Below are 17,349 nucleotides of genomic sequence, written 5' to 3'. Positions count from 1 at the left end.
AAGGATAGGCATGAGTTATCAGGTATTAGCACGTAAATGGCGACCAAATCAATTTTCTGAAGTGGTTGGACAAGATCATGTGATAACTGCCTTAAGTAATGGCTTAACCAATCAACGATTACATCATGCTTATCTCTTTTCTGGTACGCGCGGCGTCGGGAAAACCTCGATTGCTCGTTTATTTGCAAAAGGTTTAAATTGCGAAAAAGGCATTACTGCACAGCCTTGTGGCGAATGTGAAAATTGTCGTGCTATCAAAGAAGGCAATTTTATTGATCTAATCGAAATTGATGCGGCTTCGCGGACGAAAGTCGAAGATACACGAGAGTTGCTGGATAATGTGCAATATAAACCGGTGCGTGGGCGTTTTAAGATCTATTTGATCGATGAAGTGCATATGTTGTCACGCCATAGTTTTAATGCACTATTAAAAACACTAGAAGAGCCGCCGGAATATGTGAAGTTCTTATTGGCTACCACCGATCCGCAAAAATTACCTATTACAGTGTTATCGCGTTGTATCCAATTTCATTTAAAAGCTTTAGATACGGATGTTATCGCGGATCATCTTGGTAAATTGCTGGCGCAAGAAAAGATCAGTTATCAAATTCCCGCATTAAATAAATTAGCACAAGCAGCGCAAGGGAGCGTGCGTGATGCATTGAGTTTAACAGATCAGGCGATTGCTTTAAGTAATGGCAATATTACCACCGCTGCGGTAAATGCGATGTTGGGATTGCTGGATAGTGATAAGTCGATCTCATTACTAACCGCAATTGCGCAGGCTGATGGCGAAGCAGCAATGCAAGTGTTAAATGATATTGCGCAACAAGGTGTTGATTGGGAACGTGTGTTGCAAGATATGGCGGAAACCTTACACCAAATTGCGATGTTGCAATTATTGCCACCGAAAAATCAGCAACCAGATTCATCATTAGCATTATTAGCAAAAACAATTTCTGCTGAGGACGTGCAGTTTTACTATCAATTAATGATCAATGGTCGTAAGGAGTTAGAGTTCTCACCAGAAGCTAAAACTGGGGTTGAGATGACGATCTTACGCGCGTTGGCATTTCACCCAAAACGCTTTTCTTTGTCTGCAATAACGAATACAGCAACAATCACAACGGATACAATAACACAAGCGCCTCAAGCATCACAACAAGCAGTAACCGCTCTAACGCCAGTTAGCCATACTGCACCAGCGGAGAAAACGGTAACGACGGCAACTCCGGCAGCTGTTGCAACCACTCGTACCGCAGTAATTAATACAGAAGTAACCAATCAATCAGAAAATAATGGCACAAGATCGTCTGCTTTATTATCCAGTGATATTTTACAGCAAGTCGCTAATTTAGAGCAGGGACAAGCGCAACATTTAGTGGTTACTGATCATAGTTCAGAGCAAAGCAGCGAAAAAAAAAAGGATTTAAGTAAAATAGCTGAAGCTGTGACTACATCTCCAGCAGCAGCGATCAATACAACCACTAATCCTGTGAGCAAAACCATAACTGCACCAGCTGAACCCGTTATAACACCTACATCAGAAACGCAAACAACATCAAGTGAGACGATAGCAAATATTACTCCTGAATTTACAGAGGATACTGATCAGTCAGAACCGGATAATGCATTACAAGATGTCACAATTGACAACGTTGAAGCTCCGTCCGCAGCAAATCTTGAAGAGAGTGAGGACGGGGAGTTTTTGGACGAGAATTATCACTGGTCGTGGAGTGACCCTTCGTTAGAATCGCAAAATCAGGTAATGCGCCCATCTGATATCAAAAAAGCACTATTAGAAAAATATACACCGGAAGTGGTGGATAAAGTGGTGCAATTAGCGGCGGAGAGAAGCCAATGGAGTGCCGATATTGAGCGATTAACCTTAGCAGGTGGTAGTAAACGTATCTTATTGAATTCAGTGATTTTAGAACAAGATGAACACCATATGCGTTTAGGTGTGCGTCCAGAATCCTTTTTATTAGCAAAATATTTAGATTTAACCTTTATCAATCAAGCGTTTCACGATTTTTATGGTAGAAAAATTAAGATTGAATTGGAAGAATATACCGGGCCAGAAATCACCCCCTATGAGATTCGTGGCGAAATTTATCAACAATTAGTCGAGCAAGCGCAACAAAACTTACAACAAGATGAAAAGTTAAATGCGTTTATCCAGCAATTTTCAGCAAAAATTGATTTAGATTCGGTGCGACCGACTGGAGAAGCGTAGTTTTGCGCGTTGCAGAATAACAGTTTTCAGTTAAAATACAGCTTTTGTTTTTTCAATTAAAGAGAGAATGACAATTATGTTTGGAAAAGGTGGATTAGGCGGCTTGATGAAACAAGCCCAACAAATGCAAGAACGTATGCAAAAAATGCAAGAAGAGATTGCACAATTAGAAGTAACTGGTGAATCAGGTGCTGGATTAGTAAAAGTCACTATCAATGGTGCACATAGCTGCCGCCGCGTTGAGATTGATCCCTCTTTAGTCGAAGATGATAAAGAGATGTTAGAAGATTTAATTGCAGCAGCATTTAATGATGCAGTACGTCGTGCTGAAGAGATGCAAAAAGAGAAAATGGCCTCTGTTACTGCGGGTATGCAATTACCGCCAGGATTTAAAATGCCATTCTAAATATTGGGGTTAGGGAGTATAAATTACTCCCTAATTTATCACGTTAGTTCTTATTTATCTTTCAACAAAACCTTTCTGTATATGCAAATTAGTCCTTTATTAGACGAATTAATGAATGCGTTACGCTGCCTACCCGGTGTAGGGCCAAAGTCGGCACAACGTATGGCTTATTATTTATTACAACGTGATCGCAGTGGCGCGATGAATTTGGCGAGAACTTTGACCGATGCAATGGCGCATATCGGACATTGCAGCCAATGTCGTACCTTCACAGAAGAAGAGGTTTGTAATATTTGTAATAATGTTCGCCGTCAAGAAAGTGGACAACTTTGTGTAGTGGAAATGCCGTCAGATATTCAAGCGATTGAGCAAACTGGACAATTCTCCGGTCGTTATTTTGTTTTAATGGGACATCTTTCGCCATTAGATGGTATTGGCCCAAAAGAAATTGGTTTGGATTTACTGCATAAGCGTTTGCAAACAGAGTCTTTTAGCGAAGTGATCTTAGCGACTAATCCAACGATTGAAGGTGATGCGACCGCTAACTATATCGCCGAAATGTGTCAGCAATTTGGGGTAAAAGTAAGCCGTATTGCGCATGGAATTCCAGTTGGTGGTGAATTAGAGATGGTTGATGGCACAACGCTTTCGCACTCATTTATCGGCAGACGTGAATTAAAATAGACCATAGTTAGTTTTGAATATTTCTATCATCTTGTTTTTACGCTAGAATAACCGACTTGTGTAAACGAGTAGGACAGTTATGGCGAAACAAGCTCTTTTTTATATTCTGGCAGAACAGCCAACCTCAGCACATTTATTAGAAAGTAAAGTGTGTGATTTAGCTGCTGATGCTTGGCGTTTAGGCAAAAAAGTATTAATTGCTTGTCAGAATGAGCAACAAGCCTTATTGATTGACGAAATGCTTTGGCAGCGTGATCCGGATCAGTTTGTCCCGCATAATTTATCTGGTGAAGCTGGCGCTTATATGACGCCGGTAGAAATTTGTTGGCCGGAAAAGCGCAATTCACAGCGGCGAGATGTATTGATCTCATTATTAAATCAGGTGCCGGATTTTGCTTTACTTTTTCCACAGGTAATTGAATTTGTTCCTGCCGATGAACAATTAAAAATCTTAGCGCGAGAACGTTATAAATATTATCGCCAATTAGGTTGGCAGTTGAGTACAGAACAGTTATAAAACTTTGTTGATTGCTTTTTGTGAAAAATTAGGTGGCATTATGGGATTTGATAAATTATCGAGAAATGAAAAAGAACGTATTTTAATGCCTATTCTGATTCGCCTTTTGCAGAATTTAGGTGGAAAAGCAACAAGAAATGAATTAAGAACAGAGATTAAAACGTCTGTAGACGAAATTCCAGAACAGGTTGTTGATGAGATAAAAGTTAGGAAAAATGGACGTTTTTATCAACCATTTAATTTTTTATTTAATTTTAGCATTATCAATCTTGAGATGGCAGGATATTTGCGTTGTCCACAGAAAGGGATGATTGCTTTAACAGAAAAAGGAAGAATGTGTGACATTTCTTTATTAAATGTCGATGAGGATATTTATACATATTCTATCCCTGGCTGGAAAGAGCGAAAAAATCAAAAGAAAAATAAAGAAAATGTCAGTATTGTTAATGCTATTGGACTTAAAAATGATATAGAACAGGAGTCTGTTGATATTTCTGAACAATGGAAACAAAAATTAAAAGATTCTTTATTTTCAATGCCTCCGAAAAAATTTGAGTTATTTTGTAGAGCTTTAATACGAAAAATGGGTGTTGATATTGATGAGAAAAAAGGTGTTGCAGCTAGTAGAGATGGAGGAATTGATGGATATGGATATATTGTATCAGATGATTTTAGAACATCTCGAATTGCTATCCAGGCTAAACGATGGAAAGAAACTCAAAGAGTGAGTGCTCCTGATATAGACCAATTTGCTGGTGCGATGATGTATAACAATGCAGAGTTTGGAATTTTTATTACAACAACTAGTTTTTCTCGTGATGCGATAGAAAGAGCTAGGAGTGGTCAGAGAGCAATTACATTAATTGATGGGGATAAAATTGTTGAGTTAGTTGAAAAATATCAATTGTATATCAAACCTGTAACTACATTTCAGTTAGATGCTTTTTATACTGAAGAAAATTAAATCAATATGTTTCACTTAGAGTAAGTTCTAGATATATAAAGAGAAAACACAATGACAAAACCATTCGAAATGGCAGATCGCTTTGATGCGTCTGCAGTAGAACAAACCCTGTATAAACATTGGGAAGAACAAGGTTATTTCAAACCGTCAGAAAATGAAAATGCACCAAGCTACTCAATCGCCATTCCACCGCCGAATGTGACCGGTAGTTTGCATATGGGGCACGCGTTCCAACAAACTCTAATGGATACCTTAATTCGTTATCACCGTATGCAAGGGGATAATACCCTTTGGCAAGCGGGAACTGACCATGCAGGTATCGCTACCCAAATGGTGGTGGAACGCAAAATTGCTGCTGAAGAGAATAAAACACGTCACGACTATGGACGCGAAGCCTTTATTGAAAAAATTTGGCAATGGAAAGCAGAATCTGGCGGTACCATCAGCCAACAAATGCGCCGTTTAGGGAATTCTGTCGATTGGGATCGTGAACGTTTCACAATGGACGAAGGTTTATCGGAAGCGGTAAAAGAGGTGTTTGTTCGTCTTCACGAAGAAGGCTTAATTTATCGTGGTAAACGCTTAGTAAACTGGGATCCGAAATTACACACTGCGATTTCCGATCTTGAAGTAGAAAATAAAGAATCAAAAGGCAGTTTATGGCATTTCCGCTATCCATTAGCGAACGGCGAAAAAACAGCTGATGGTTTAGATTATTTAGTGGTGGCAACTACTCGTCCGGAAACTATGCTTGGTGATACCGCCGTAGCAGTACACCCTGAAGATGAGCGTTACCAAAACCTAATTGGTAAGACAGTGGTATTACCGCTCGTAAATCGTGAAATTCCAATTATTGCTGATGAATATGTTGATCGAGAATTTGGTACTGGTGTAGTAAAAATTACTCCTGCCCACGATTTTAACGACTATGAAGTGGGTAAACGTCATCAATTACCGATGGTGAATGTATTAACACTAAATGCGGATATTCGTGAGCAAGCGGAAGTATTCACCTTTGAAGGCAAACCAAATCCAGATTATGCCGCAGAAATTCCAGCCAATTATCGCGGTTTAGAACGTTTCGCAGCGCGTAAACAGATCGTTGCGGAATTTGAAGCGCTTGGTTTATTAGAAGAAATTAAACCGCACGATTTGAAAGTACCTTACGGTGATCGTGGTGGTGTGCCAATCGAACCAATGCTAACCGATCAATGGTATGTAAGCGTGAAACCGTTAGCAGAAGTAGCGATTAAAGCGGTAGAAGATGGCGAAATTCAATTTGTGCCAAAACAGTATGAAAATCTCTATTTCTCATGGATGCGTGATATTCAAGATTGGTGTATCTCTCGTCAGCTTTGGTGGGGACACCGCATTCCAGCTTGGTATGATGAAGCTGGTAATGTCTATGTGGCGCGCAATGAAGCGGAAGTCCGCGAGAAATATCAATTAGCGGCTGATGTAGTGTTACGTCAAGATGAAGATGTATTAGATACTTGGTTCTCATCAGGTTTATGGACTTTCTCAACATTGGGCTGGCCAAATCAAACCAAAGATCTACAAATGTTCCACCCAACCAGCGTGTTGATTACGGGCTTTGACATTATTTTCTTCTGGGTAGCCAGAATGATTATGTTTACGATGCACTTTATCAAAGATAAAGACGGTAAACCGCAAGTGCCATTTAAAACCGTTTATGTAACTGGTTTAGTGCGTGATGAAAATGGCGCGAAAATGTCGAAATCTAAAGGTAATGTGCTTGACCCGCTCGATATGATCGATGGTATTGATCTGGAAAGTTTAGTGGCGAAACGCACTGGTAATATGATGCAGCCACAATTAGCAGCGAAAATTGAAAAAGCGACTCGTAAAGAGTTTGCTGACGGTATTGCGGCGCATGGTACGGACGCATTGCGTTTCACCTTAGCAGCATTAGCGAGCAATGGACGCGATATTAACTGGGATATGAAACGCCTTGAAGGTTATCGTAATTTCTGTAACAAGTTATGGAATGCGAGCCGTTTTGCCTTAATGAATATTGATGGTAAAGATTGCGGTTATAGCGGTAATCAAGAAATGGAACTTTCATTAGCGGATCGCTGGATTTTGGCGGAATTTAACCTAACGGTAAAAGCATTCCGTCAAGCGTTGGATCAATATCGCTTTGATATGGCGGCAACCACTCTATATGAATTTATTTGGAACCAATTCTGTGACTGGTATTTGGAATTAACTAAACCAGTATTAAGTCAAGGTAATGAAGCGCAACAACGCGGTACACGTCATACTTTAATTACTGTATTAGAACAAGTATTACGATTAGCGCATCCAATTATTCCGTTTATTACTGAAGAAATCTGGCAAAAAGTGAAACCTTTAATGAATATTAAAGGGGAAACCATTATGTTGCAGGCGTTCCCAGAATTTAATCCAGCGGCGGTAGATCAACAAGCTTTAAACGAAATTAACTGGATTAAAGAATTTATTGTGAACGTGCGTAATATTCGTGCCGAAATGAATATTGCACCAAGTAAACCGTTAGAAGTGTTATTACGTAATTTAAGTGATGCTGAACAGCAATGTTTAGCGAATAATCAGGCGTTAATACAAACAATGGCGAAACTTAGCAGTATCAATTTATTAGGTAAAGATGACACTGCACCATTAGCGGTAACTAAGCTATTAGGTAATGCCGAATTGTTAATTCCAATGGCTGGCTTTATTGACAAAGCAGCGGAACTTACTCGCTTAAGTAAAGAAATCGAGAAATTGATTGGCGAAGTGAAACGTATTGAAGGCAAACTTAGCAATGAAAACTTTGTTGCCAAAGCGCCAGAAGCGGTTATCGCCAAAGAGCGTGAAAAGATGCAAGATTATCAACAAGGTTTGGAAAAATTACGTCAGCAATATGCAAGTATTGAAGCGCTTTAATAGTGATTAAAGTCCTAAAAATTAGGAGTAACAATTTCGGTTGTTACTCCTTTTTTATCTATGATTCATTCAGCCAGCACTAATTCAATATCCATATTTTGGATTGCCTTTTGAATATTATCAGGCAATTTGTTATCCGTAATTAAGCTATCAAAAGCGTTGAGTTCACAGATCCAGAAAGTAGCCAATTTACCATATTTTGAAGAATCACTAACCAAGGTTCGGTGACGGCTAGAGGCTAAAATAGCGCGTTTGACTGCTAATTTACTTTCATCTGGTGTGGTTAATCCTTTTAAACTCCATGAAGAGGTTGATACGAAAGCAACATCAATGGAAATATTACGCAAAAATTGTGCAGCTAGTTCGCCAACTGCGGAACGATTAAGTTTATTAATCTTACCACCAGTATGAATTAACTCACTCTGTCCATGATTAATCAAAAAATCGGCAACAGCGAAATCATTAGTAATAATTAATAAATCATCGCGTTCAGCAATATGTCGAGCAATTTCTAGTGTTGTCGTACCTGCATCTAAATAAACTGTTGAATGTTCAGGTATGCGAGTTGCTGCACAGCGACCAATTTTTTCTTTTTCACTTTGTGAGAGTAGTGATTTTGCGGTGTGAGTTGGTTCAATTGTTAATTTTTGTTGTAACTGTACTCCACCAGATACAGAAATCACAATTCCCTTTTTCTCCAAGGCTTGAATATCACGCCGTATCGTCATATGCGATACATCTAACATTTCCATTAACGAATTGATACTGACAATATTCTGTTGCGCAAGAATTGTTAAGATATGTTTTTGTCGTTCTGCAGGAATCATACAATGTTTATCCATAATCTATTTTTAGTGATTATATCCTTGATATTCCTAGTAATTCAATAGATTAACCAAAGAATAGAACTTAAACATCTAACAATCATTGCACAGTTAAATATCATTTCTTCACAAATTAAATCTTATTTAATGTTAATTTTTGTTAAAAAGTGTGATCTAGATCGAGTTATTATTTTTTTGAATCGAGTAGTATAAGCGTCATCAAAAAATGAACAACTAAAGGAGAATTAAAAATGACATATTCAGTGGCAGTCGTAGGTTTAGGTGCAATGGGAATGGGTGCAGCTCAATCTTGTGTTAAAGCAGGATTAGATACTTATGGTGTTGATTTAGATGATAAATTACTTGATAAGTTAAAAGCTGCAGGTGCAAAAGGAGTAGCAAAAAATGCCAATGATTTTGCAGATAAGCTTGATGCTGTTGTGTTATTGGTAGTGAATGCTAAACAAGTAAATCAAGTTTTATTTGCCGATAATGGTTTGGCAGCAAAACTTAAACCAGGTACAGCAGTAATGGTTTCTTCTACAATCTCTGCACAAGATTCAAAAGAAATTTCACAAAAATTAACAAATCTTGGTTTGCTTATGTTAGATGCGCCAGTTTCAGGCGGTGCTGCAAAAGCTGCAGTAGGTGAAATGACTGTGATGGCAGCCGGTTCTGCAGAAGCTTTTGCTAAACTCAAACCTGTATTAGATGCAGTAGCAAGTAAAGTTTATAACATTGGTACAGAAATCGGCTTAGGTGCGACCGTTAAGATTATTCACCAATTATTAGCTGGAGTACATATTGCTGCCGGTGCAGAAGCTATGGCATTAGCGGCTAAAGCAGGCATTCCATTAGATTTAATGTATGACGTAGTTACTCATGCAGCTGGTAACTCTTGGATGTTTGAAAATCGTATGAAACATGTTGTAGATGGTGATTACACTCCATTATCAATGGTGGATATTTTTGTGAAAGATTTAGGCTTGGTTAATGACACCGCAAAATCATTGAAATTCCCACTTCATTTAGCAAGTACCGCGTACAGTATGTTCACAGAAGCAAGTAATGCAGGTTACGGCAAACAAGATGATAGTGCAGTAATTAAAATTTTTAGCGGTATTGAGTTACCACAAAAACAGGAGAAATAAGATGTTAGGTGTTATCGCAGATGATTTTACTGGGGCAAGTGATATTGCCAGTTTTCTAGTAGAAAACGGCTTGCGAACAGTACAAATGAATGGTGTACCGAATGGGGTATTAGAGGAAGAAGTAGACGCGATTGTTATCAGCTTGAAATCACGCTCAAACCCTGTGAAAGAAGCTATTCAACAATCTTTAGCAGCATTACATTGGTTGCAAAAAAATGGTGCGACACAGTTTTATTTCAAATATTGCTCAACTTTTGATAGTACAGCGGAAGGGAATATTGGGCCTGTAACAGATGCTTTATTAGATGAATTAAAAGAAGATTTCACCATTATTACACCTGCATTACCAGTGAATGGACGTACCATTTTTAATGGCTATTTATTTGTGGGACAAGTTTTGTTGAATGAGTCAGGTATGCAAAACCACCCAATTACACCAATGACAGATGCCAATTTATTACGTTTGATGGATCGCCAAGCGAAAGGAAAAACAGGATTAGTGCCATATGCAGAGGTAATTAAAGGTGCTGAAAATGTAAAACGTTGTTTTGCACAATTAAAACAACAAGGCTATCGCTATGCCGTAGTAGATGCAGTAGATAATTCACAACTCGATGTGTTAGCACAAGCCGTAGATGATATGAAATTAGTTACTGGTGGTTCTGGGTTAGCTGCTTATATGGCGCAACATCAGGTACAAGGAAAACAACATCAAGCTTTTGTGCCGGCAAAAGGTAAAACCGTCATTTTATCTGGTTCTTGTTCGGTGATGACGAATAAACAAGTAGCTGATTATCAACAAAAAGCTGCAACTAAATGGTTAGATGTTAGCCAATGCTTAAGTCAAGATAATTATGTTGAAGAGCTATTTTCTTGGGTAGTTGCACATTTGAATGATCAATATGCTCCGCTTGTTTATGCCACTGTTCCGCCTGAACAGCTAAAACAAATTCAGCAACAATTTGGTGCTGATACAGCAAGTAAAGCCATTGAGGAAACTTTTGCACAATTGGCGGCAAGATTACGTGATTATGGTGTAACCAACTTTATCACTGCTGGTGGTGAAACCTCAAGTATTGTAGTGCAACAACTCGGTTTTAAAGGTTTCCGTATTGGTAAACAAATTGCACCGGGTGTACCTTGGTTGGCAGCGTTAGATGCACCAATTTATCTTGCATTGAAGTCAGGTAATTTTGGAAAAGAGGGCTTCTTTAGTCAAGCACAGGAGATGATGCAATGAACGAACAAGCTGTTAAACAACAATTAGTCCAACTTTCTCGTTCATTATTTGAACGTGGTTTTAGCGTTGGCGGTGCAGGTAATATCTCAGTTCGACTCGATGATAATCGTTTTCTGGTGACACCAACCGGTTCTTCTCTTGGACGTTTAAAAGAAGAAGATCTCTCAGTAATTGATGCGGATGGCAATGTATTAAGCGGTAAGAAACCATCAAAAGAGTATTTCTTTCATTTAGCGTTATATCAAAAGAAACCAGAGTGTAATGCGATTGTACATTTACATTCTACTTATTTAACGGCGTTGTCCTGCAAAGCTGATCTTGATTATGACAATGCGATTAAAGCGTTTACACCTTATTACGTGATGCGCGTTGGTCGTTTGCCTGTGATTCCATATTATCGCCCAGGTGCGGCGGAAATTGGTCGTGATTTAGCGGCAAAAGCACACGAAGGGAAGGCATTTTTATTAGCAAATCATGGCGTTGTCGTTTGTGGCAGTGATTTACAGGATGCTGTTGATAATAGTGAAGAGTTAGAAGAAACCGCAAAATTAATGTTTATTTTACAAGCACAAAACATTCGCTATCTCACTGATGCAGAAGTGAATGATTTGAAAAATAGGGGGAAATAGAGATGCCTAAATTTGCTGCTAATTTATCAATGATGTTTACCGAAGTTCCTTTTTTAGATCGTTTTGAAGCTGCGGCGAAAGCCGGATTTAAATATGTGGAATACCTTTTCCCATATGAATATCCAGCGGCAGAGTTAAAAGCAAAATTGGATCAATATGGTTTGAAACAAGTGTTATTCAATACAGCGCCAGGTAATGTTGCTGCGGGTGAATGGGGTGTGTCTGCAATTCCGGGTCGTGAAGCAGAAAGTCATCGTGACATTGATCGTGCATTGGAATATGCGATTGCATTAGAGTGTCCAAGTGTACTAGTCATGGCTGGTGTGGTACCAGATCCAAAAGAGTATGCGAAGTATAAACAAACTTTTATTGATAATGTTCGCTATGCTGCAGACAAATTTAAACCACATGGTATTAATGTCATGTTAGAAGCATTAAGTGCTGCAGTAAAACCAAATTATCTTTATGCCAGCCAATATCAGACATTAGAGCTAATTGATTTGATTGACCGCGATAATGTTTTTGTTCAATTAGATTATTTCCACGCTCAAATTGTAGAAGGAAATTTAACTCGTATTACAGATGATGTAAAAGCTAAATTAGGTCATATCCAAATCGCTTCTGTCCCAGATCGCCATGAGCCTGACGAAGGTGAAATTAACTATACCCATATATTCAATAAACTTGATGAAATCGGTTATGACGGTTGGGTTGGTTGTGAGTATAACCCACGCGGAAAAACTGAGGATGGGTTAGTGTGGTTTGAAAAGTATAAGAATCGATAATTTTTAAAATTTCTCAACAATAAACAGAGTCTGTACAGCTCTTTTAGAGCTGTACAGGGAACATTTACGCCAATTTTAAGGTGATTCTATGTCAAACGAAATGCTAATTTTGATAGGTATTGTAAGTGTTATTGCGTTACTTACTATTATGATTAAAGGAAAAGTCCATCCATTCCTTGCTTTAGGTTTAGTGAGTATTGCAGTTGCACTAAGCGCTGGCATTCCAATGAGCAAAGTTATTCCAACTTTGATCTCAGGAATGGGAAATACATTAGGTAGCGTGGCATTAATAGTTGGTTTAGGTGCGATGCTAGGGAAAATTATTGAAAAATCAAATGGTGCAGATGTATTAGCATCCTGGTTGCTTGATAAATTTGGTGCAAAAAAAGCTGCATTTGCTTTGGGTATGACAGGATTTATTTTTGGTATTCCTGTATTCGTAGATGTTGGCTTTATTGTATTAATTCCAATTATTTTTAGTGTTGCAAGAAGAATTGGTGGAAATATGTTGGTTTATGCATTACCAATCGGTTTGTCTATGCTAACTGTACATGTTTTCTTACCACCACATCCAGGAGTAGTAGCAGGAGCTCAAGTATTAAATGCTGATGTTGGACTTGTATTAGGTTTAGGTTTAGTTGCAGCTTTCCCAGCATATCTTTTAGGACAATTATTTATTCCATTTTTTACAGATCGTGTCTTTGTTGATATTCCAGCATCAACAGATCTCATCCAATATCAAAAACAATTAGCACAAGATGCAAGTGGCTTACCAAAATTTGGCACAGTATTAACAATGATTGTAACACCACTAGTGTTAATTATGTTAGGAACAGTAACAGCAACTACTTTACCTAAAGGAAATGTTATAAGAGAGATTTTCAGTATGATTGGTAGTTCACCATTTGCATTACTATTCGCTGTATGTTTATCTTCTTATGTGTTAGGTATTCGTCGTGGTTGGAATAAAGTAAGATTAGAAGAAATCCTTAATTCTGCATTAGCACCAATTGCGGGTATTATCCTTATTACTGGTGCTGGTGGTATGTTTGGTAAAGTGTTGGATGCAAGTGGTGTTGGTAAGGCATTATCTGATGTATTAGCGAGTACTGGATTACCTGTATTAGCATTAGCATTTATTTTGTCAGCATTATTGCGAGCAGCTCAAGGTTCAGCAACAGTAGCAATTATTACTACAGCAACGATTCTTGCTCCAGCAATTGCAGCTGCACAGTATAGCGATATCCAAATTGCATTACTTACTGCTGCGATTGGTGCAGGTTCGATGACACTTTCCCATGTTAATGACTCTTTATTCTGGGTATGGACTAAATTCTTTGGTATTTCTGTATCACAAGGGTTAAAAACGTGGACAATTTTAACGACAATTTATGGAACATTTGGTTTCTTAATTGTTTGTTTAATGTGGTTTATTGTGGCGTAAAATCATTATTAGATGAATGAGTGAAACTGCACCTTAGGGATTCAGGTGCAGTTTCTTTTTTTATTTTTTCAAACACCCACTAAAATCATTAGCGATTTGTTGTAAGAATGCACTATAAGAGCCTTTTCCTAAAGCTACTTTTTCACCCATAGGGTCGAGTTGTCCAACATTAACTTTAGTACTTTTTTGTAAACTTTCTATCACTTTTGGTGTGAATTGAGGTTCAGCAAATAAGCATTGCACTTTATGTTCAGTGATCTCTTCTTTAATTTCTGCTAATTTTTTAGCGCCAGGGGCAATTAATGGATTAATAGTGAAATAACCAGTTTGTTTTAAGCCATAAGCGTTTTCAAAATAGCGATAGGCGTCGTGGAATACATAGAAACCTTTATCTTTGAATTGGCTTAGTTGTTGGCTAATTTGGTTATTCTTTGCTGTTAGTTGTTGTTTGAATTCGTTTAGGTTAGCGGTGATTTTATCTTTTTGTTGAGGGTAGTGTTGAATAAGTTGTTCTGCTAATTGTTCTGCGACAAGCTGACTAATTTTTGGTGAGAACCACACGTGCCAATCTTGTTCTAATTCACCATGGCCATGTTCATGTTCATGTTCATGTTCATGTTCATGTTCATGTTCATGTTCATGTTCGTGGTCGTGATCTGCATGATCGTGGTCAGCGTGGTCGTGGTCGTGGTCAGCGTGGTCGTGGTCATGGTCATGGTCAGCATGGCTGTGTTCATGCTCATGCCCGTGTTCATGGTCATGATCGTGGTGGTGAGCAGAAGTTTCACCAAGTAATGCGTCAAGACCTTTGATATCACTAATAGTTAGTACAGTTTTGGCATCACGTTTTTCAATTGATTTCGCTAAAAAAGCATCGATATCTTTTCCCACCCATAGCACAAATTCAGCATCACGAACACGTTTAACATCAGATGGTTTTAAACTGTAATCGTGAGGAGAAGCACCAGCAGGCACTAATATTTGTGTTTGGGTCACTCCATCAGCAATGGAAGAAGCGATAAAACCTAATGGGCGAACAGAGGTAAGTATATCTGCATTGGCTAAGGTAGCAATTGCATAAGCAGATAAGGCTAAAGTGATTTTATTGATATTTTTCAATGATTTAGACATAAGATTTCCTCACGTATAGTAATTAAGGGCAATTAAACTATGCCTATTTTGATGAAAATGCAAGGCTTATTCTGTAAAGGAAAGTAAAAGTAATTGAGAGGAGTTCTCATTTAATAAACTACTCTCTTAACCAGTGTAAGAGAGTAGTTATATTTTATATATGGAAATGACGTAACCTATTGGCATTAATTACAACGGTTACAGAGCTGCAAGCCATTGCTAATGCTGCCCACATGGGATTGAGTAAACCCAAAGCAGCAATCGGAATTAAGATAATGTTATAGAAAAAAGCAAAAAATAGACTTAGCTTAATATTACTGAAAATAGCATTAGCGATGTTAATTGCATTCACTAAGGTTTGCAGATGTGTATTAAGCAGAGTTAAATCTGCAGTTTCCATTGAAACTTTAGCGCCATTTCCCATTGCAATAGAAACATTTGCCATTACGAAAGCTTGCGCATCATTTATGCCATCACCCACCATTGCAGTAGTAGTGTTTTCGCTACTTTGCTGGATATGATCAGCTTTTTCTTGTGGTGTTGCTTGAGCAATGACTTGCGTAATACCTAAACGTTGTGCAAAAGCATTCGCTGTTTGTTGGTTATCGCCAGTCAGCATTACGGTTTCAATTCCCATTGTGGTTAACCGTTTTAAAGATTCAAGTGCATCATCTTTGATTTGATCGCTCACTGCAAAAATATTTACTAGTTGCTTATCTTTAGCTAAGAAAACAAGGCTTGCCGCATTTGCTAATTGTTGTTGAATAAAGGATTGGGCAGCTTCGATATCAACAGTTAATTCTTGCATAAAACGTAAACTGCCTAATGACCATTGTTGCTGATTGACCATTGCTTGCAAACCTTTACCAGCAATAATGTTAGCTGTATCAACTTGGCATAAATCAAGTTGATGTTGTTTGGCAAATTGAATAATGGCATCAGCTAATGGATGTACCATTTGTTGCTCAATACTTGCGGCAATCGCAATACTTTGCGGATCTTGTTGCCAAAGTGCGGTAACTGCTGTTTTACCAGTGGTTAATGTGCCTGTTTTATCAAAGAAGATCCGTTTTACTTTGCTTAATTGCTGTAAGCCGTTAGCCTCTTTTACCAAAATACCAAATTTAGCAGCTTGTCCGGTACCAACAATGATCGACATTGGAATTGCTAAACCTAAAGCACAAGGGCAAGATATAACCAATACTGAAATTGCTGCAACAGTAGCATCACTCAAGGTCGCGCCTGCAATTAACCAACCTATAAGCGTAAATAGTGCAATTAAGATAACGACAGGAACAAAGATAGACGCTACTTTATCCACTAAGGTCGCTAATTGCGGTTTAGAAGTTTGTGCTTGATCGATAGTATGGATCATTTGTGCTAACGTGGTACTGCGTCCTGTTTGAGTCGCTACGATCTGCCCACCGCCATTATTCACTAGCGTACCAGCAGTAACTACATCACCAATGATTTTTTTGATTGGTTGTGATTCGCCAGTTAGCATTGCTTCATTCACCCACAATTCACCAACTTTGAGTTGACCATCGACAGGAATTTTATCGCCAGTTTGCAATTGAATCAGCATCCCGGCTTTAACCTGCTTGGTTGGAATAACTTTGCTTGCTCCCTTTTCAATAATTGTAGTTTGATTAGGAAGTAAATCCATTAAGGCGGAAAGCGCTTTACTGGCGGACTTTTTACCACGACTTTCTAAAATCTTACCGATATTAACAAAACCGATCACCATTAAACCTGAATCCAAGTAAAGGTGATGTTGAGTAAAATATTGTGGAAAGACAATAATCAGTAATGAAAGTAAAAAGCTAGTTAATGCCCCCAAAGCCACTAAAGTATCCATTGAGGTAGTTTTATGGCATAGGTTGATCCAAGCTCGTACAAAAAAGTGTTTGCCTGAATAATAGATTGCTAGTGCCACAAACAAACTAATTACAAGATAGATTGCTTGATAGTGGATTGGCTTGCTCGCTACTAAATCTTCATAGTGAGGTAGCCAGTCAAACCACATTGCCAACATTAAACCAAAACCAACTACAAGAGCGACAATAGCCTGTTTTATTTTATGTTGGATCTCTTGTTGGAATTGTTGTTCGACACGTTCAGCACGAGTAATTTCATCTTCTAATAAATCTGCTTGATAGCCAGCTTGCTCAACGGCAAGGCTGATTTGTTGTGGATCACCGCCAACTACGGTTGCAGTATTATCAGCAAGATTAACGCGTACTGCATTGACTTGTGCGACTTGTTTAATCGCTTTTTCAACTTTGGCTACACAAGCAGCACAAGACATTCCATTGATCAGAAAAATCTGTTCAATAGCTTGTTCTTGGGTTGTAGCAGTAACAGCTTGGTGAACAGCCGTTGTTTGTTCTTTATTTGGTTCAACGTGTTG

The 17,349-nt window shown here is 38.4% G+C and carries 14 protein-coding genes; 11 read left to right on the top strand and 3 right to left on the bottom strand.

Translation table 11 applies throughout. From position 1 onward, the window contains the following. The first annotated feature begins 10 nt into the window (after positions 1-10). The 6 genes from dnaX (at position 11) to QS62_RS01020 (ending at position 7,735) form a co-directional block, all read left to right on the top strand. Positions 11-2,236: a DNA polymerase III subunit gamma/tau gene (gene dnaX / locus QS62_RS01045; RefSeq protein ID WP_066104568.1), complete on the top strand. Its 2,226-nt coding sequence runs from the start codon at positions 11-13 to the stop codon at positions 2,234-2,236. A gap of 76 nt (positions 2,237-2,312) precedes the next feature. Next, positions 2,313-2,642, top strand: a complete 330-nt coding sequence (locus QS62_RS01040; RefSeq protein WP_066104673.1) for a YbaB/EbfC family nucleoid-associated protein — start codon at positions 2,313-2,315, stop codon at positions 2,640-2,642. An 81-nt stretch (positions 2,643-2,723) separates the two neighbouring features. Further along, entirely contained in the window at positions 2,724-3,326 is a 603-nt protein-coding gene (gene recR / locus QS62_RS01035) for a recombination mediator RecR (RefSeq protein ID WP_066104566.1), read from the top strand. Between the two features lie 79 nt (positions 3,327-3,405). Then, on the top strand, positions 3,406-3,843 hold the full coding sequence (locus tag QS62_RS01030; protein WP_066104562.1) for a DNA polymerase III subunit chi: 438 nt from the start codon (positions 3,406-3,408) through the stop codon (positions 3,841-3,843). Between the two features lie 40 nt (positions 3,844-3,883). Next, on the top strand, positions 3,884-4,807 hold the full coding sequence (locus QS62_RS01025; protein ID WP_066104559.1) for a restriction endonuclease: 924 nt from the start codon (positions 3,884-3,886) through the stop codon (positions 4,805-4,807). A 51-nt stretch (positions 4,808-4,858) separates the two neighbouring features. Continuing rightward, positions 4,859-7,735 carry a valine--tRNA ligase gene (locus QS62_RS01020; protein WP_066104556.1) on the top strand — a complete coding sequence of 959 codons (2,877 nt, stop codon included), beginning with the start codon at positions 4,859-4,861 and terminating at the stop codon, positions 7,733-7,735. Between the two features lie 65 nt (positions 7,736-7,800). On the opposite strand, the gene QS62_RS01015 is transcribed toward QS62_RS01020, so the two are convergent. Next, the gene (locus QS62_RS01015; protein WP_066104669.1) at positions 7,801-8,562 is read right to left on the bottom strand and encodes a DeoR/GlpR family DNA-binding transcription regulator; all 762 of its coding nucleotides are present in this window, start codon (positions 8,560-8,562) and stop codon (positions 7,801-7,803) included. A 248-nt stretch (positions 8,563-8,810) separates the two neighbouring features. Between QS62_RS01015 and ltnD the strand changes: the two genes are divergently transcribed. From ltnD to QS62_RS00990, 5 genes are all read left to right on the top strand, one after another. Beyond that, the gene (gene ltnD, locus QS62_RS01010) at positions 8,811-9,710 is read left to right on the top strand and encodes an L-threonate dehydrogenase (protein WP_066104553.1); all 900 of its coding nucleotides are present in this window, start codon (positions 8,811-8,813) and stop codon (positions 9,708-9,710) included. Between the two features lies 1 nt (position 9,711). After that, the gene (otnK, locus tag QS62_RS01005; protein WP_066104550.1) at positions 9,712-10,950 is read left to right on the top strand and encodes a 3-oxo-tetronate kinase; all 1,239 of its coding nucleotides are present in this window, start codon (positions 9,712-9,714) and stop codon (positions 10,948-10,950) included. Continuing rightward, on the top strand, positions 10,947-11,579 hold the full coding sequence (gene otnC / locus QS62_RS01000; RefSeq protein ID WP_066104547.1) for a 3-oxo-tetronate 4-phosphate decarboxylase: 633 nt from the start codon (positions 10,947-10,949) through the stop codon (positions 11,577-11,579). Before otnK ends, otnC begins: the two co-directional genes overlap by 4 nt. Positions 11,580-11,581: 2 nt before the next feature. Beyond that, entirely contained in the window at positions 11,582-12,364 is a 783-nt protein-coding gene (gene otnI, locus QS62_RS00995) for a 2-oxo-tetronate isomerase (protein WP_066104545.1), read from the top strand. A gap of 88 nt (positions 12,365-12,452) precedes the next feature. Next, positions 12,453-13,808 carry a GntT/GntP/DsdX family permease gene (locus QS62_RS00990; RefSeq protein ID WP_066104543.1) on the top strand — a complete coding sequence of 452 codons (1,356 nt, stop codon included), beginning with the start codon at positions 12,453-12,455 and terminating at the stop codon, positions 13,806-13,808. A gap of 60 nt (positions 13,809-13,868) precedes the next feature. Here QS62_RS00990 and znuA read toward each other — a convergent pair whose 3' ends face one another. Continuing rightward, complete coding sequence (gene znuA / locus QS62_RS00985; protein WP_066104540.1) at positions 13,869-14,939, bottom strand: zinc ABC transporter substrate-binding protein ZnuA; 1,071 nt, start codon at positions 14,937-14,939, stop codon at positions 13,869-13,871. Positions 14,940-15,093: 154 nt separating this feature from the next. Continuing rightward, complete coding sequence (locus QS62_RS00980; protein ID WP_269147571.1) at positions 15,094-17,256, bottom strand: heavy metal translocating P-type ATPase; 2,163 nt, start codon at positions 17,254-17,256, stop codon at positions 15,094-15,096. Positions 17,257-17,349 lie beyond the last annotated feature (93 nt).

The sequence above is a fragment of the Gallibacterium salpingitidis genome (genome assembly GCF_001678495.1).
GTDB classification, from domain to species: Bacteria; Pseudomonadota; Gammaproteobacteria; order Enterobacterales; family Pasteurellaceae; genus Gallibacterium; species Gallibacterium salpingitidis.
This window is presented reverse-complemented; position numbering and strand designations above follow the sequence as displayed.

Bases quoted from the DNA above. Each gene is read 5' to 3' on its own strand.
- QS62_RS01040 (WP_066104673.1), top strand. From the start codon at position 2,313: ATGTTTGGAAAAGGTGGATTAGGCGGCTTGATGAAACAAGCCCAACAA.
- recR (WP_066104566.1), top strand. From the start codon at position 2,724: ATGCAAATTAGTCCTTTATTAGACGAATTAATGAATGCGTTACGCTGC.
- otnI (WP_066104545.1), top strand. From the start codon at position 11,582: ATGCCTAAATTTGCTGCTAATTTATCAATGATGTTTACCGAAGTTCCT.
- otnK (WP_066104550.1), top strand. From the start codon at position 9,712: ATGTTAGGTGTTATCGCAGATGATTTTACTGGGGCAAGTGATATTGCC.
- QS62_RS00990 (WP_066104543.1), top strand. From the start codon at position 12,453: ATGTCAAACGAAATGCTAATTTTGATAGGTATTGTAAGTGTTATTGCG.
- QS62_RS01030 (WP_066104562.1), top strand. From the start codon at position 3,406: ATGGCGAAACAAGCTCTTTTTTATATTCTGGCAGAACAGCCAACCTCA.
- ltnD (WP_066104553.1), top strand. From the start codon at position 8,811: ATGACATATTCAGTGGCAGTCGTAGGTTTAGGTGCAATGGGAATGGGT.
- otnC (WP_066104547.1), top strand. From the start codon at position 10,947: ATGAACGAACAAGCTGTTAAACAACAATTAGTCCAACTTTCTCGTTCA.
- dnaX (WP_066104568.1), top strand. From the start codon at position 11: ATGAGTTATCAGGTATTAGCACGTAAATGGCGACCAAATCAATTTTCT.
- QS62_RS01015 (WP_066104669.1), bottom strand. From the start codon at position 8,562: ATGATTCCTGCAGAACGACAAAAACATATCTTAACAATTCTTGCGCAA.
- znuA (WP_066104540.1), bottom strand. From the start codon at position 14,939: ATGTCTAAATCATTGAAAAATATCAATAAAATCACTTTAGCCTTATCT.
- QS62_RS01025 (WP_066104559.1), top strand. From the start codon at position 3,884: ATGGGATTTGATAAATTATCGAGAAATGAAAAAGAACGTATTTTAATG.
- QS62_RS01020 (WP_066104556.1), top strand. From the start codon at position 4,859: ATGACAAAACCATTCGAAATGGCAGATCGCTTTGATGCGTCTGCAGTA.